At 40.5% G+C, this 14,917-nt stretch carries 16 protein-coding genes; 10 read left to right on the forward strand and 6 right to left on the reverse strand.

What is annotated here, in order from left to right; all coding sequences use genetic code 11:
- Positions 1-129: 129 nt before the first annotated feature.
- From DRB05_RS21945 to DRB05_RS21955, 3 genes are all read left to right on the forward strand, one after another.
- On the forward strand, positions 130-993 hold the full coding sequence (locus tag DRB05_RS21945) for a DMT family transporter (protein ID WP_128728805.1): 864 nt from the start codon (positions 130-132) through the stop codon (positions 991-993).
- Entirely contained in the window at positions 990-1,712 is a 723-nt protein-coding gene (locus tag DRB05_RS21950) for a glycerophosphodiester phosphodiesterase family protein (RefSeq protein ID WP_128728806.1), read from the forward strand. Before DRB05_RS21945 ends, DRB05_RS21950 begins: the two co-directional genes overlap by 4 nt.
- Positions 1,713-1,805: 93 nt before the next feature.
- Entirely contained in the window at positions 1,806-3,020 is a 1,215-nt protein-coding gene (locus DRB05_RS21955) for a methyl-accepting chemotaxis protein (protein WP_128728807.1), read from the forward strand.
- On the opposite strand, the gene epmA is transcribed toward DRB05_RS21955, so the two are convergent.
- Positions 3,017-3,991, reverse strand: a complete 975-nt coding sequence (epmA, locus tag DRB05_RS21960; RefSeq protein ID WP_128728808.1) for an elongation factor P--(R)-beta-lysine ligase — start codon at positions 3,989-3,991, stop codon at positions 3,017-3,019. The two genes, DRB05_RS21955 and epmA, sit on opposite strands and share 4 nt — an antisense overlap.
- Positions 3,992-4,058: 67 nt before the next feature.
- On the reverse strand, positions 4,059-4,625 hold the full coding sequence (efp, locus tag DRB05_RS21965; protein WP_010605834.1) for an elongation factor P: 567 nt from the start codon (positions 4,623-4,625) through the stop codon (positions 4,059-4,061).
- 42 nt (positions 4,626-4,667) lie between these two features.
- Between efp and epmB the strand changes: the two genes are divergently transcribed.
- Positions 4,668-5,684 carry an EF-P beta-lysylation protein EpmB gene (epmB, locus tag DRB05_RS21970; protein WP_128728809.1) on the forward strand — a complete coding sequence of 339 codons (1,017 nt, stop codon included), beginning with the start codon at positions 4,668-4,670 and terminating at the stop codon, positions 5,682-5,684.
- Positions 5,685-5,777: 93 nt separating this feature from the next.
- Here epmB and DRB05_RS21975 read toward each other — a convergent pair whose 3' ends face one another.
- Positions 5,778-5,987, reverse strand: a complete 210-nt coding sequence (locus DRB05_RS21975; RefSeq protein ID WP_010368721.1) for a hypothetical protein — start codon at positions 5,985-5,987, stop codon at positions 5,778-5,780.
- A 125-nt stretch (positions 5,988-6,112) separates the two neighbouring features.
- The gene (locus DRB05_RS21980) at positions 6,113-6,433 is read right to left on the reverse strand and encodes a 2Fe-2S iron-sulfur cluster-binding protein (RefSeq protein ID WP_128728810.1); all 321 of its coding nucleotides are present in this window, start codon (positions 6,431-6,433) and stop codon (positions 6,113-6,115) included.
- A gap of 141 nt (positions 6,434-6,574) precedes the next feature.
- Here DRB05_RS21980 and DRB05_RS21985 point away from each other — a divergent pair, with 141 nt between their 5' ends.
- Positions 6,575-7,822: an FAD-dependent oxidoreductase gene (locus DRB05_RS21985; RefSeq protein ID WP_128728811.1), complete on the forward strand. Its 1,248-nt coding sequence runs from the start codon at positions 6,575-6,577 to the stop codon at positions 7,820-7,822.
- A gap of 15 nt (positions 7,823-7,837) precedes the next feature.
- The gene (murI, locus tag DRB05_RS21990) at positions 7,838-8,659 is read left to right on the forward strand and encodes a glutamate racemase (RefSeq protein WP_128728812.1); all 822 of its coding nucleotides are present in this window, start codon (positions 7,838-7,840) and stop codon (positions 8,657-8,659) included.
- Here murI and DRB05_RS21995 read toward each other — a convergent pair.
- Positions 8,656-9,543: a LysR family transcriptional regulator gene (locus tag DRB05_RS21995; RefSeq protein ID WP_128728813.1), complete on the reverse strand. Its 888-nt coding sequence runs from the start codon at positions 9,541-9,543 to the stop codon at positions 8,656-8,658. The genes murI and DRB05_RS21995 overlap by 4 nt on opposite strands.
- Positions 9,544-9,782: 239 nt before the next feature.
- On the opposite strand from DRB05_RS21995, the gene DRB05_RS22000 reads away from it, so the two are divergent.
- Genes DRB05_RS22000 through DRB05_RS22015 form a run of 4 tightly spaced genes read left to right on the forward strand, consistent with a single transcriptional unit; the run spans position 9,783 to position 13,037 of the window.
- On the forward strand, positions 9,783-10,382 hold the full coding sequence (locus DRB05_RS22000; RefSeq protein ID WP_128728814.1) for a glutathione S-transferase family protein: 600 nt from the start codon (positions 9,783-9,785) through the stop codon (positions 10,380-10,382).
- 51 nt (positions 10,383-10,433) lie between these two features.
- A complete protein-coding gene (locus tag DRB05_RS22005; protein ID WP_128728815.1) occupies positions 10,434-11,078 on the forward strand; it encodes a DsbA family protein in 645 nt (214 codons plus the stop codon).
- Positions 11,079-11,108: 30 nt separating this feature from the next.
- Positions 11,109-11,855, forward strand: coding sequence for a LuxR C-terminal-related transcriptional regulator (locus DRB05_RS22010; protein WP_128728816.1), 747 nt, complete (start codon positions 11,109-11,111; stop codon positions 11,853-11,855).
- 33 nt (positions 11,856-11,888) lie between these two features.
- A complete protein-coding gene (locus DRB05_RS22015; protein WP_128728817.1) occupies positions 11,889-13,037 on the forward strand; it encodes a hypothetical protein in 1,149 nt (382 codons plus the stop codon).
- A gap of 1,168 nt (positions 13,038-14,205) precedes the next feature.
- Here the strand turns inward: DRB05_RS22015 and DRB05_RS22020 are convergent.
- Positions 14,206-14,916, reverse strand: a complete 711-nt coding sequence (locus DRB05_RS22020; RefSeq protein WP_128728818.1) for a TSUP family transporter — start codon at positions 14,914-14,916, stop codon at positions 14,206-14,208.
- Position 14,917 lies beyond the last annotated feature (1 nt).

Raw genomic sequence — 14,917 nt, forward strand, 5'->3', positions numbered from 1 at the left:
CTTCTCTGATTCACTCTTTTTATTATTATTTACGTTTAAGCGCAGAATGTTGAGTGACAAGTGTCAACAATCTTGTCATCTCAAAGCGATTAAATGATAGACTGCTAAAAAACAGTTCTAATATTCAATATGCGCCCACAACAATCCGCTTTGCTCTCGCTCCATAGTGCCGTTTTATTATTTGGTGGAACAGCATTATTTTCAAAATTAATTTCACTCTCAGCACTGGATATCACCGTTTACCGTACCGCCGTAGCCTTTGTTGTGCTGCTACTGTTACTCAAAATACAACGGCAACCGATAAAATTAATACACAAAAAAGATTATCTAACGGCTTTAGTTCTTGGTGTCATCGTTGGGCTCCATTGGGTGACTTACTTTGCAGGCATGCAAATGGCGGGTATTGCGGTTGGGATCATTGCCTTTTTCACCTACCCAGTGATCACCGTTTTTTTAGAGCCGCTCTTCACTCGCAGCCGCGTGCAAATAAAGGACTTTATCAGTGCGAGTGCAGTGTTATTTGGTATCTATCTGTTAGTACCAGAAGCGAACCTTGGCAACCAAGTTACCTTGGGGATTATTACGGGCGTATTCTCGGGCGCACTCTTTGCGCTGCGAAACTTGCTCCAAAAGCGCTTCTTTTCTCACTATAGCGGCCCACACACAATGCTTTACCAAACGCTTGTTGCATGCCTCATGCTGTTAGCATTTGTGGAAGTGCCAATTCAGCAAGTTTCCACAGAAAACCTCTGGTTAATCTTACTTGCAGGAGCAATATTTACGGCAATTCCACACGCCTTGTTTGCCTCCAGTCTACGTTATTTATCTGCCACCACTGCAGGATTAATTTCTTGTTTACAGCCATTGTATGGAACACTATTAGCTTATATTCTGTTACACGAGACGTTGACACTTACAACATTACTAGGCGGGTTGTTGGTAGTTAGTGCAGCCTGTTTTGAAACTTGGTCTATTACAAGGAAAAAAGCATGATTCAAGTCTTAGCGCATCGTGGAGCCAGTGGCAGCTATCCAGAAAATACACTTGCTGCAATAGAAGCAGCTCTGCATATTGGCGTTGATGGTATTGAGTTGGATGTGCAAAGTTGCGCGGATGATTACGCCATTATCCATGACACTTGGCTGGACAGAACGACCAATGGCGTGGGCAGAGTCAATGAGCAAACTCAAGCCTACTTGGCCACACTTGATGCCGGTAAAGGGCAGTCAATTCCAACGCTACAACAGGTGTTTGCCACCATAGGTAAGCAGACAGATATCAATTTAGAGCTAAAACACACTTTTGGCTTAGATAAGTTTGTGACCTATATAGAAGACCATATTCAACAGGGGATGATCACAAGAGAGCAGTTACTCATCTCTTCTTTTGACCATCACCAACTATTGTGGCTGAAGCAAAAGTTACCTTGGGTGAGAATTGGCGCGTTAACGGCTTCTATTCCAGTTCATTATGCTCAATTTGCCGAATCGCTCCATGCCTACAGCATCCATATGGACAAAAACTTTATTAATCATGAATATGTACTAGACGCAAAATCTCGCGGACTAAAGGTATTTGCTTATACGGTCGATAAACAACAAGACATAGATATGATGCTAGATTTCGGGGTGGATGGTATTTTCACCAACTTTCCATGCCAAACCAAAATGTATTTACAGGGCATTGGTGCTTACGCCACCCCAACTGAGTAACTGCTTGATCGCTTTAGCATTGTTATTCCATTTAGCTCATCTATACTGAGACAAATAAAGTGGCACAATGATGAGCCCAATATGAGTTTATATATGCGCATTTATAATTTTTTAGAAGAGACATTTTTCTTTACCTTAACTCGAAAGATTGTTGGTAACTTAGGTTTTTTATTTCTCTTTCAAGCAATTAGTTTATTTTGGCTGTATTCAGAGCTATCTCAGTCTGGCGCGAATATGGGAGCATTTTGGTTGATCACTATTGTGATCCTTGCCGCTTTTGCGTTTACCGTCTTTTATATGCGCTTTTTAATTGTGCGGCCAGTGCAGGCAATGAAAGACTCATTGGAACGTGTTAACCGCCAAGATGGTAACTTAGATGCAAAACTACCGCAGTTCACTTATGACGAGTTTAGAGACTTAAGCGAGCAGTATAACGCTTTTACTACCCACCTTAGTGCTCTGTTGGAAAAAACATACGAAAGCGCCGCTGCAGCAACACAAAGCAACCGCGATATCACCAGCTCAATGCAAAGTACAGCCAAATATGGACAACAACAGCTGAGCCAAGGTGACACAATTATTGCCGCTTCCGATCAGGTCAGCCACAGTTTACAAAGTATTGTGCACAATACCGATCAGGTTTATCAGGCCAATACCGAAAGCTTGCACTTTGTTCGCGGCTCATCTCAGTCGTTAACTAAGCTCGTTGCTGAAGTAAAACAAATTACCACACTACTTGGTAATTTCTCATCGACGGTTTCAGGCCTGAAAGAAAATAGCGAGAACATTCGCAACATTCTAAAAATGGTTGAAGAGTTTTCCGACCAAACCAATTTGCTGGCGCTCAATGCAGCAATTGAAGCAGCTCGAGCAGGTGAAGCGGGGCGTGGCTTTGCAGTGGTTGCCGATGAAGTTCGTGCGCTGTCGGTCAAGGTCAATGCTGCTACTCGCCAGATCAGCGATTTTATCAACCAAATGAACGTGCTGGTCGGTGAAACCAATCAAGAATCAGAACAGTTGATTTCTCACTCAAGTTCAGCTGAGAAAGCTATTAGCGATACCTCTAAAGGTTTTATTTCGATGAGTGATGACTTTGAGCGCAATCAAGCACAATTAGAAGAGATTGTTAGTGCGGTGCACCAACTGGAAGAAACACAAAAACATACTCACCAAGCAGTGCAACAAATTGTCGAACTGGGTCAGCAATCTAAATCACAAATTGATGGCGCGTTAGCTGAATGCCAAAGTGCTCAAAAGCTCACAGAAACTACTCAAAAAGAACTTACTCGCTTTGTTTCGCGGCGTTAAGCCCGCGAAACATCAAATGTGAGTACTTCGCTGATGCTAGCTTTATTTAACGCCAGCATGACTAGCCTATCTATTCCAAGTGCAACACCAGCACAGTCGGGGACGCCTGCGTCGAGTGCAGCCAGTAAACGCTCATCAGCTGGCACCGGATGCAATCCCATCTCAGCTCTGAGCCGATTATCTTGCTCAAAACGCGCCCTTTGCTCTACCGCATCCGTCAGTTCATTAAATCCGTTAGCCAACTCCATATTGCGATAATAGAGCTCAAAACGCCCAGCAACACGATTGTCTTTCGGGTTAAGTTTTGCCAGTGCAGCTTGCGATGCAGGAAAATGATAAACAAAACAAGGCTTTTGCTGACCTATTTTAGGCTCAATTTCCATGCAAAATAGCAACTGCAGTAAAGTATCTGGATTACTCTCGATGGCTGCAATATCACCATAACCGTATTTGTTGGCATGCGCTTTTAATTCCGCTAGCGACACGCTCAAAGGGTCAAACCCAAGGTATGTCTCAAAGGCTTGCTGGTAAGTCATCGAGTCACTAGCTGGACAATCCAATAACATCCGCATCAGCTCATCGATTTCCGCCATTAAGTCAAACTCGTCAAAGCCCGGACGATACCACTCTAACATCGTAAATTCTGGATTGTGATGACGCCCTGACTCTTCGTTACGAAAAGCTTTACATAATTGGAAAATCGCACCACTGCCGGCGGCAAGTAGTCTTTTCATCGCATACTCGGGTGACGTTTGTAAAAATAAAGGCAAGCCTTGGCTGTGGTTTGGGCCAACAAATCGAGTATGGAAAGTATCTAAGTGAGGATCAGTCACCGAGGTTTGAGAAAGACTTGGCGTATCGACTTCCATCACATCACGAGCAGCAAAAAAATGCCGTATCTTCGCTAAAATCGCAGCCCTTTGCCTAAGCGTCTCTATTGTTGCACTTGGCTGCCAATTGTTCACCGTCATTGTTTACTCCAAAAAAATCCCAGCAACATGCTGGGATTTATTAAACATCGTAAATTGCTTTACGCTATTATTTTACGCGGCTTACGTATTCGCCACTACGCGTATCAACTTTGATCACTTCACCAATTTGAACAAACAAAGGAACACGAACAACAGCACCTGTGCTTAGCGTTGCAGGCTTACCACCAGTACCCGCGGTGTCGCCTTTCAGGCCTGGATCGGTTTCTGTGATCTCAAGTTCAACAAAGTTAGGTGGTGTTACTGCGATTGGATTACCATTCCACAGTGTGATAGTACAAACGTCATTTTCAACCAACCATTTTACGCTATCGCCTACTGCTTTTTCATCAGCTGCGATCTGCTCAAATGTTTCGTTGTTCATGAAATGCCAGAACTCACCGTCAGTGTATAAATACGCTAGATCAGTATCCATTACGTCTGCGCCTTCCACTGAGTCACCAGACTTAAATGTTTTCTCTAGTACTTTACCTGAGATAAGTTTACGGATTTTAACGCGGTTAAACGCTTGTCCTTTACCAGGCTTGACCATTTCATTTTCTAAGATAGAACAAGGCTCGCCATCCATCATAATTTTTAGGCCGCCCTTGAACTCGTTGGTGCTATAATTCGCCATCGTATCCTCTAATCTACGTATATTCGAGTAATTAACCTGCTAATGATACAAATAAATGAAGTAAATTTGCAGACTAACTGGCAAAAAGAATTAGCAAATGTTGTCACTGACCCACAAGAGCTGCTCAACATCTTGGGGTTGCATGACCAATTTGATGCACGAGACTTTGCAGCTAAGCGCTTGTTTCCTATGCGAGTACCTCGCCCATTTATCGCTAAAATGCGCCACGGAGATCGTCATGATCCCTTGCTATTACAAGTGTTACCTGTACATCAGGAATATTTAACTGAAGCGGGATTTAGTAAAGATCCACTAGAAGAACAAGACGCACCTGTACCTGGTTTGTTACATAAGTACCGATCTAGGGTATTACTCATGCTCAAAACTGGTTGTGCGGTCAACTGCCGCTACTGTTTTCGACGCCACTTCCCCTATCAGGATAATCAGGTCAACAAACGGACCTTAGAGCCAGTATTTGAGTATTTGCGCGCTCATCCTGAAATCAATGAGGTGATCTTAAGCGGCGGTGATCCGCTGATGGCCAAAGATAACATGATAGCTTGGGTGCTAGAACAATTAGAGGCTATACCACAAATCAAACGTTTACGTATTCACAGCCGCTTACCGGTAGTGATCCCAGCGAGAGTAACCGAGGAATTGTGCCAACGTTTAGCACAGAGTCATTTAAAGGTGATTTTGGTAAACCACATTAATCATGCAAATGAAATCGATGATACTTTTAAAGCCGCAATGCAAAGGCTTAAACAAGCCAATGTGACCTTGCTAAACCAAGCTGTGTTACTTAAAGGAATTAATAACGATGTTGCAACCCAAGCCCAATTGAGTGAAGCACTATTCGATGCAGATATACTGCCTTATTATTTGCATTTACTCGATAAGGTAGAAGGCGCTAGTCATTTTGATGTAGAAGAACGTGAAGCCAAGGCGATAATGGCTGAACTTTTGGAAGTACTACCGGGATTCTTGGTGCCCAAATTAGTGCGAGAGATTGGCGGTCAGCCAAGTAAAACGCCGATTGACCTAGGTTTACTCGGTTAAGAGCGCAAAAAATCGGTGCTAATGACCCTAGCACCGATTGCGTTGCACATATCTATCGGACATGCCGAAGACAACGTGCCATCAGACATAAGCTTACGCGTATGTATTGATGTTGTTGCCTAGCGTTGCTGTCACTGATTTAGCTGGCGTTTGTGCTGCTGCACTGCTGCCCGCAGATTCAATTAAAGCAAGCGCGGCTTGTCCATCTGCTTTCTGTTGCTTTTTTGCCAAAACGGCGCTGTATACTTCACCGCTTTGACCAGCTCCAGACATCGCAGGTAGGTTACTTCCGGAAATATTCATAAGTGATTACCTAACTTTTTGATGGATCAGATTAGTTATCGACTAACGAAGTCAGACCTTTAGTATTATTTTTAAAAATATTTAGAATAAAAAGAGGTGAATAACTGGCCTGTATAACGAAACATTTAGTCCTCCATTGGAGCTACTGTAACTTCTAAGCCATCCAATTCGCTAGTCATAATAATTTGGCATGAAAGTCTCGAATTGGCTTGCTGTGCTTCCAATCCAGACAATAACTCTGACTCTTCTTGGTGCTTATCTACAAGTTTATCTAACCATTTCTTATCTACATAAACATGGCAAGTTGCACACGAACGTATGCCTCCGCACACTCCCTCAATTTCTTCAAAGTCATTCTCGTTTAAGACTTCCATCAAGATCTCACCCTCTCTCACAGAAATTGATGAATGTTGACCCTCTACATCTGTAACAATAACGTTAGGCATTTTCACCCTCTAACTTTTAGTTAATAAAAATACAGCACAACATTAGCGCTTAAATAGCAAAGGAGATAGGTGTAACTTTTTGCAGTTTTCATTTCCTAAATAGAATGGCAACATGAAAAAAAATTTTCCCAGAGATTATTGATGAATAAAGCAAATCGCTTTCTTATTATTGGTGCCGGACAAGCAGCCTCGCAACTAGCTTTGAGTTTGAGGAAAGAGGGCTGGCAAGGGGATATCACAATGCTTGCAGTGGAGGCTACTAGTCTATATCAAAAGCCTTTTCTATCTAAGAGTTATCTTACAGGGGAAAAATCCAGCGACGCTATCAGAATAAAGCCCCTTACTGCTTATCAAAAAAAAGGTATCGAAATCATTGATAATGCGCATGTAAGAAAGCTTGATAGACATAAAAAGCAAATTGAGCTGAGTAATGAACAACAGCTAGATTATGAAAAGTTAGCAATTTGTAGCGGCGCAACTCCTCGCCAGCTTACTATTCCAGGCAGCGACAAGCAGAATATTTTTTATCTTAATACGTTAACCGATGCTAATTTATTAAAGCAGTTTATAGCTCAACATCGACCTCAATCTGCTGTCGTGGTTGGAGGAGGATTTATCGGGTTAGAAGCAGCAAGCAGCCTGACCAAACTTGGTTTGAATGTAACCTTATTAGAACACGAAGAGCGAGTTCTCAATCGTGTTTGTTCCAAAAGCGTAGGCAAGTATTTAAGTGAAATACAAAAAGAAAATGGAGTTAAGATACTTACTCATAGTAAAGCTACTGAGTTTACCGGAGGCAAAAAAGTCGAAGGTGTGGTTACCGCTGCAGGACTGAAAGTAGATTGTGATCTTGTCCTAATTGGAATTGGAGTACAACCAAATACTCACATTGCAGAACAGGCAGAACTGAAAGTAGATAATGGTATTGCTACCGATGATAATGGCTTAACCAACGATCCCTGTATTTATGCTGCGGGAGATTGTGCTAGTCAATTTTCCACTGATATCGGCCAGTATATGCGTATAGAGTCAGTACAAAACGCGATATCAACTGCTAAAAGGATAGCAGCTCATGCTTGCAACCAACCAGAACCTAAATCTGAACTCCCTTGGTTTTGGTCAGATCAATTCGACACTAAGTTACAAATTGCTGGATTAGCTAGTAATTACACTCATACGATTGAGAGAGTTGAAAGCAATAAGCTATCACTATGGTACTTTTCTCACGAGAAACTTGTTGCAACCGAATGTATCAATCACCCCAGCGCTTTTATATTTGCTAAACAAGCCATAGTGAAAGGTCTAAGGCTTGAACAAGAGAAATTACAAAATAGTGAATATGCCCTAGCTGATACAGTCATAAAGCAATCTGAAAAAGAAATAGTTTAACGAGAAATAATTTATATGCGGCCTTCTATTTTGGTATTTGATTCAGGTGTTGGTGGGTTATCCATTGTTGCTGAACTAATGAAGCAAAATCCTTCACTTAATATAGATTATGTATTTGATCGTGACTACTTCCCTTACGGTAGTAAATCCGAAAGCGAACTAGTGCCACGTGTGATACAGATCCTCAGAGCTGCCATCGGTAAACGCCCCCCAGAAGCTATTGTTATTGCTTGCAATACCATTAGTACTATTGCTTTAACGCAACTACGCCAAGAATTCAAATTGCCAATTATCGGTGTTGTGCCTGCAATTAAGCCGGCCTCGACTATTAGTCTAAATAAATCATTTGTCGTGCTTGGTACCGAGCTCACTATCAATTCGAAGTACGTCAATACACTAATTGATAACTATGCGGCAAATTGTAATGTACAGCTATTTCCTTCCCAGCGATTAGTGATTGCAGCAGAAGAAAAAATAATGGGTAAGGCATCATATTTAAATGGGGTTGCAAAAGAGCTATCAGCAATCGCTCACACCATAAGCATTAATGATTGTGACGTAGTCGTCTTAGCCTGTACCCACTATCCTTTGCTACTTGAGGAAATTAGCACCATACTGCCAGCTCATATCAAGATTATTGACTCTGGAGAAGCTGTTGCCAACCGTGTCCAAGAGATATTGAGCAATATCTCCGAATTCACAAATAATACTTCTTTTCCTGGGGCATTGAGTATAAATGTGGTTGATTCGCTCCGTAGGCATGACATAGACCCACAGAGAATTGCTAATTTTTTATCGTGCCAAAGCTCCTTGAGTTATTTAGACATCATTGTCTAATTGTCTGCATTGATTCTTTTAAAGTGCTCTTGAAAGAAATCTAAAAAATAACGCAGTGATGTCGGGACATGATGTCGAGCAGGATACATGGCGTATAATGTTAAACTAGCCTTATTATACTCGGAAAGTATAGACACTACTTCACCGGATTCTAGTAGAGGTTTACAAACACTCTCTGGAATAAAACCTACACCTAATCCGTCCTTGATAAGCTCCATCATAAAGATAGTGCTATTAACTTTGAGCGAACCAGACACTGCCACTCCAGATCCCAGCGGCCAAACGCTTTTTTTTCTAAAGTAGCTGTAGATAAAACAGTTGTGCTTTTCAAGATCTTTGGGAACAGTAATCGGTGAGTGGGAATCTAGATATTCTCTAGATGCGACAACATGGTAGCGAAACTGAGTTAAACGCTTACCTATATAATTTGAATCAAATGCTGTACTTGCTGCACGTAACCCTATGTCAAATCCTTGCTCAATTAGGTCTACCGACTCATCACTTAAATATATATTTAACTCAATATGAGGATATAATTTCATAAATTCGCTAAATAACGGCGCTAAATCAGTCAGGCCAAGTGCCATCGGTACACTCACCTTGAGCTTCCCTGCAGGTCTATCTTGTAACAACTGAATATCGGATTGTGCTTCTTCCACTTCCTTCAAAATACTCTTGCATCGCTTTAAGTAGGCTTCGCCCAATGAGGTTAACCGTATGTGTCTAGTTGAACGATGGAAGAGCCGTACCCCTATATACTCTTCAAGTTTACTCAGCTCTTTACTCACTTTAGATTTTGATGTGTTGGCTTCATCTGCAACTGCTGTAAAGCTCCCTAATTCAGCTAGCCTGACAAAAATCTCCATTGCCCCCAACCTATCCATTGCAACCCCTTCCAACACTTCAATACAATTCGATAAATGTTAACAAAACAGAAAAAAGAAATAAACAATAAAAGAAGTATTTACATTGTTTCTTTTCTGTCAACAGCATGTTTGAAATTAGCATATTTATCCCCTCCTAATACTTCATTAATCTTAATACGCAGCCAAGAAAAAGAATTGGCTAAAACTAGATTCAGAGTTTTTACACTCTGAACCCCTTAAATTTAAAAGGAAATAAAATGTACACACTTTATTATATGACTGGCGCATGCTCTTTAGCTACACAGATAATACTTCGTGAAATAAATGCAGATTTTGAACTGGTAAACAAAGACTCTGTTGCAGATTTCAAAAAATTAAACCCTGTTGGTACTGTACCTGTGTTAGTTCAGGGTAACGAGACATATACTGAGGGTGCAGCAATAATATTACATCTATTAGAGAATCACTCTAATAAGCTATTACCAGAATCAGGACCACAAAGAAAGCAAGCTATTGAAAACTTATTATTTGCAAATGCCACTATGCATCCAGCTTACAGCAAGCTTTTTTTCATCGCCCAATCAATGACTGATAGCGATGCTAAGTTAGCAGCATTAGAAAGTGCAGCCCAAACTATCAATCACTTATGGTCCGTAGTTGAACAAAAGCTTGGTGACAATACATTCCTTGGTGGCGAAAATTATTCAGCCGCAGATATTTTACTGTCTGTATATCATACTTGGGGCCAATATTTCCCAGTTGATATTATTACTGGACCAAAAACTACTCAGCTAATTGATAAAGTTAGTAACTTAGAAAACTTTAAACTTTCTCAAGAAGCAGAGAAACAAGCTTAAAATTTACTATTAAAGGGTGTAACACACCCTTTCTAACTGTCGGGTGAAGAAATGAATTTAATAATAGAATATGTCCATGATATCGACTGTTCCTGGTGTCCAATTAACTATGCAAACTTAACAACCGCGTTAACTAAATTATCAGGTAAAGTGATTCCAAGAATAGAGTTTTTACCATATGAAGTTAAACCTAATTTCAGTGCTAAGGGTGAGCTAATAAGCACCAGATTAATGGCTGTAAATGGCTGGAGTGAACAGCAGCATGATGAGTATAGAAAAGGGCTTTTAGCAACCGCCAAAGCTGCTGGTGTCCCGATCGACTTCAGTAAAAGAACGCATTACTACAACACTTCAAAAGCACATAAATTAATGCACTTTGCAAGCCTTAACAACCTCCATATAGAAATGAATAAGCTTTTGATTAAAGGTTATTTTAATGAAGGCCTAGACCTATTTAATTCAGAGCAATTGGTGACTCTTGCTGAGCAGCTAAAGCTCGATAGCGAAGAAGCGAGAGCCGCAATCGATGCAGCATTTTCTCCACCAGAATTAATCGCCAAGTATAGCCGAGCTCAAGAAATATCAAGTCACGGAGTACCTGCAGTTTGCTTCAACAAAAAGTATTACTCACAAGGCTCAAAGACTGCTGAGTTCTATGAAGAAGTCATACTTAAAATAACAAGTCTAGCTGCTTAAGCCGACATTTTTATATGGAAGTAATTTACAATGAACATAAAAGATTTTTATCAACTAATAGAACGAATAAAAAAGTCTGAATCAGAACATTGTTTAAAAGGGTTATGCCAAGAGTTTTGTGAAATGAGTGGAATGGAATATTTTATCCTCACCACAATTGAGAACAAATCACTTTACTCATCCACTTTAAAAAGTGAATCAAATTTAGAAAAGGAATTGATCAAAAAAATACTCTCAGACAGAGAAAAAACGAATAATTTTCTATCTTCTCAGATGAACCGAAATATCCCTCAATCATGGAGCAAAAAAAAACACAAAAAAACAAGAACAAACAACATAATGGAACTTATTGAAATACTATCTAAAAATGGTTTGAATTCGGGAATAAATATCCCTTTAAAAACCCACGATAGCGATTTAGTATATTTCAATATGATTTCTAAAAAAGAGCACAATTTTGACTTCTTAGATTCAATTTTATTATATGCCCACACATTCGCCACTCACCTCATATCTACTCTCCTAAAAATAAAAGAAAACAACCACCCTGTAAAACAACTTTCTCAGAGAGAAAGTGACTGCTTATTCTGGGCATGCGAAGGAAAAACAGCATGGGAAATTTCTAAAATAATAGGACTATCTCAAAGGACTGTCACATTCCATCTAATGAACATTATTGAGAAACTACGAGCCAATAATCGTCAACATGCTGTCGCTTTAGCAATAATGAAAGGAATCGTAAAACCTAACTTTGAAAAAATACAGTCAAATATATAATTAAAAAATAATATAAAAATGGAACTTCTCACTATGAAAAAATCATCAATGATATTAGCTTACCTATTGGTGAGCATGTTGGCATTAGTAGCTAATGCCAATGAATTGCAACCCCCTCACAATCAACCTTGGAATTCACAAAAACCTTGGTTGATCCCTCAAGATACCAATACGGCACTTAACCAACCTGATCACTATGCTTGGCAACTATTTGTGGCCTTGAACTGGCCTGCGAATACAGATAAGTGTAAAGCAGATAAAAATTCGCAACTTGGAGAGCCAGGCTCAACGGTATGGGAAGTGTGGCAATCAAGAGAAGAAACTTTCTTAGACGGTGCTGCACGTCCACTTTCATGGAAAAAAGGCTGTCTAGCCGGTGGCTTCGATACACTCCCAACTGGTGACTATACTGTTTTTGCTGATGAAAGCATTCGCTTTAACCGTATCGCTTATCGTTACATACGTCAGCACAAACTTTATAGCCTTGATGAGCAAGAACGTCTAGCGCGAAGCGGCATAACAGATCTCAAGTTTCCTTTAGGGTCGGTAACGGCTAAAGCACACTGGGTAAGAATCGATGAAATTGATAAACCTCGCTATCACTGGAGAGAAGTCACCAGAGATGGTGTAACTCACCTTTATGGTATGTCGGGATTTCATATTGTTTCAAAAGATTCTCCAACTTGGTTTTGGGCAACTTTCGAGCATATTGATAATGAACGTCGGTGGCCACAAATCTACCCTGAAGCATTTTCTGGTTGGTTGACTCCCTCAGTTGATCATGCAGCTTGCTCCGAAACGTCACCATCCTGTAATGAATATCCACGGGGCTATGGCCTCTCAGGTACTAAATGGGAAAATTATCGCCTTCGCGGAACTCAAACTCAGTGGACTAATAACCGCGGTGTTCCAACCACACTGGCAAACTCACAATTAGAGAGTTTTATGGATCTGGAAACTAGCTCTTGCATCACCTGTCACGCCTTGGCGGTTAAAGGTGAACAAGGCCCATCTAAGCCAATTAGCTTTTTGTTGGAGCAAACCAATATTCATGGTAAGAAACTAGGCTACGTTGGGCCACCTCAAACTGAGCTTTTCCTTGATGGTAATGGCGAAACCATTCCATACTTGGGACTTGATTATGTTTGGGCATTAAGAAAAGCTAAACGTGAACAGCAGTAATCACCTCGGTAATTAATGACTAGCTACTAGGCCTGATGTGAACGATCCGGGCCTAGTTTTTCTGTAATTCCAGCCGATTTGGTATAGCTCGTTAATAGAGTTATGCAACCTCAGGATAGTCCATTGCAATTTGATCTCCCATAGCATCGCACAACCCTATGTATTTATGACAATTATTTTAAGCAAATGCGCTATTTTGTTACCTTTCCATAAAGTGAGGCATGCGTAATTGGAGTTTTCTGTAATCATTAAAGCTGTAGACTAACTATAAAAGACCATATTTCACCGAATCACAGATCTTCGCTGCGCTAAAAGACGTTGACTCCGGTATGGAAGTCGAAGCATGGGGATATGGAAGCTGCTAATGTTAAGAAATTAAAGTGCCTAAAAAACGTATGCTGAAGTCAACCGAGAAAGTAATGTGATTAAGGAGCATTTTGCAAAAATGTTGGTAACAGCAGACAAGCGTAGTTGCGTAAGTACTTTGTCCAAAGCAGTCCTGAGCATTGTAAAACAACACAAACTGGCTTCTAGAAGTATGGGCAGAATCAAATTTAAAAAATTATCCGTTTAACCATAAACGTATTTATTGAGCGAAATTGGAAAACTCCAATTTAGACGTATCATTAAATGGGAAGTGAACATAGGTAGCATCGAGGCGAAAAAACAGTTTAGCAGCGAAGCTAAGAGAAGTGGCTTGAAAAGGTGACTTTAGAACGACGCTACCCTTTGGTTAACCTATGAACAAAGTGGAATCCCACCCTTACAAAACTATATCGATAGACTTCTCTTACCAAACAATTCACGCAAAAAAATATCGGTCTAAAATTTATTTTCACTTAGTATGCTTGCTGGTTCAGAAGTCTTTGTAAGCAGTTAACCAAAGCGAATAAACCTCAGATTAAAATAAGGAATGGCCTCACTTATTATTTTTTAAGTTTGTCTCACCTTATCACCTTGCCTAGCAGACAGCTTTGGTGCTAGAAAAGAATAGTTACCCAAAACTATGGTGAGATAACAAAAAAGCCCACCATGTTTGATAGCAAAGTACTTTATTCAAAGTGTTGCTCACTAGTAAACATCGTGGACTGCTTAAGTCTTATTTCTATTTAAAAATTCAGTAAAAGCTTCCCAATATTGGCAGTTAACATCGTTGCCAAAACCACACTTAACAATCTTTTAATAAACATAGATCCTTTTGACATAGCCATGTGCCACCAATCCACCCACCTAAAGCGTTTGCTATCAACATAGGTACAGCAGCCTCCCAAAGCACCTTATCAGCAAAGACAAATACAAGTGTCGCTGCAATATTTGTCATTAAATTAATCGGCTTTGCAATTGCAGTCGCGGTAAGTAAATTATATTTTAAGCTTCTATTTACTGCCAAAGCCATGAAAGAGCCGGTACCAGGGCCCGCCACACCATCGTAAACACCAATTGTTGTCAGCCAAGCCAAAAAAGCCGGTTGGTTTCTACTCTCTGTAGAGCCAGGTTCTTCAGCTTTAACAATTCGACTAAATATCAGTGCAATTAAGATGCTAGCAATAATGAGCACTTCTAACAGCCACTCAGGTGTGACGATCGCAATTTTACTCCCTATTATCGAACCAAGAAAACAAGGAATTCCGGCAAGCAGAACATAACGCCATCTAATTAGGCGGTTGAGCGCATACTTAAGCACAACGAAAGAGGTACCTACCATTGATACCACTTTATTGGTCGCAAGCGCCGCCACTGGACTAACACCACACAATAACAGCGCCGGTACTTGGATAACTCCCCCACCACCCGCGATCGCGTCTATATACCCAGCAAATAGCGCAATGAAAAACAGAAGTAATATGATCGAAGGCTCTAGACTTTCAAAGAATTCCATT

Source organism: Pseudoalteromonas sp. A757, from assembly GCF_004103285.1.
Lineage (GTDB): Bacteria > Pseudomonadota > Gammaproteobacteria > Enterobacterales > Alteromonadaceae > Pseudoalteromonas > Pseudoalteromonas galatheae.

Bases quoted from the DNA above. Each gene is read 5' to 3' on its own strand.
- DRB05_RS21945 (WP_128728805.1), top strand. From the start codon at position 130: ATGCGCCCACAACAATCCGCTTTGCTCTCGCTCCATAGTGCCGTTTTA.
- DRB05_RS21950 (WP_128728806.1), top strand. From the start codon at position 990: ATGATTCAAGTCTTAGCGCATCGTGGAGCCAGTGGCAGCTATCCAGAA.
- DRB05_RS21955 (WP_128728807.1), top strand. From the start codon at position 1,806: ATGCGCATTTATAATTTTTTAGAAGAGACATTTTTCTTTACCTTAACT.
- epmA (WP_128728808.1), bottom strand. From the start codon at position 3,991: ATGACGGTGAACAATTGGCAGCCAAGTGCAACAATAGAGACGCTTAGG.
- efp (WP_010605834.1), bottom strand. From the start codon at position 4,625: ATGGCGAATTATAGCACCAACGAGTTCAAGGGCGGCCTAAAAATTATG.
- epmB (WP_128728809.1), top strand. From the start codon at position 4,668: ATGATACAAATAAATGAAGTAAATTTGCAGACTAACTGGCAAAAAGAA.
- DRB05_RS21975 (WP_010368721.1), bottom strand. From the start codon at position 5,987: ATGAATATTTCCGGAAGTAACCTACCTGCGATGTCTGGAGCTGGTCAA.
- DRB05_RS21980 (WP_128728810.1), bottom strand. From the start codon at position 6,433: ATGCCTAACGTTATTGTTACAGATGTAGAGGGTCAACATTCATCAATT.
- DRB05_RS21985 (WP_128728811.1), top strand. From the start codon at position 6,575: ATGAATAAAGCAAATCGCTTTCTTATTATTGGTGCCGGACAAGCAGCC.
- murI (WP_128728812.1), top strand. From the start codon at position 7,838: ATGCGGCCTTCTATTTTGGTATTTGATTCAGGTGTTGGTGGGTTATCC.
- DRB05_RS21995 (WP_128728813.1), bottom strand. From the start codon at position 9,543: ATGGATAGGTTGGGGGCAATGGAGATTTTTGTCAGGCTAGCTGAATTA.
- DRB05_RS22000 (WP_128728814.1), top strand. From the start codon at position 9,783: ATGTACACACTTTATTATATGACTGGCGCATGCTCTTTAGCTACACAG.
- DRB05_RS22005 (WP_128728815.1), top strand. From the start codon at position 10,434: ATGAATTTAATAATAGAATATGTCCATGATATCGACTGTTCCTGGTGT.
- DRB05_RS22010 (WP_128728816.1), top strand. From the start codon at position 11,109: ATGAACATAAAAGATTTTTATCAACTAATAGAACGAATAAAAAAGTCT.
- DRB05_RS22015 (WP_128728817.1), top strand. From the start codon at position 11,889: ATGAAAAAATCATCAATGATATTAGCTTACCTATTGGTGAGCATGTTG.
- DRB05_RS22020 (WP_128728818.1), bottom strand. From the start codon at position 14,916: ATGGAATTCTTTGAAAGTCTAGAGCCTTCGATCATATTACTTCTGTTT.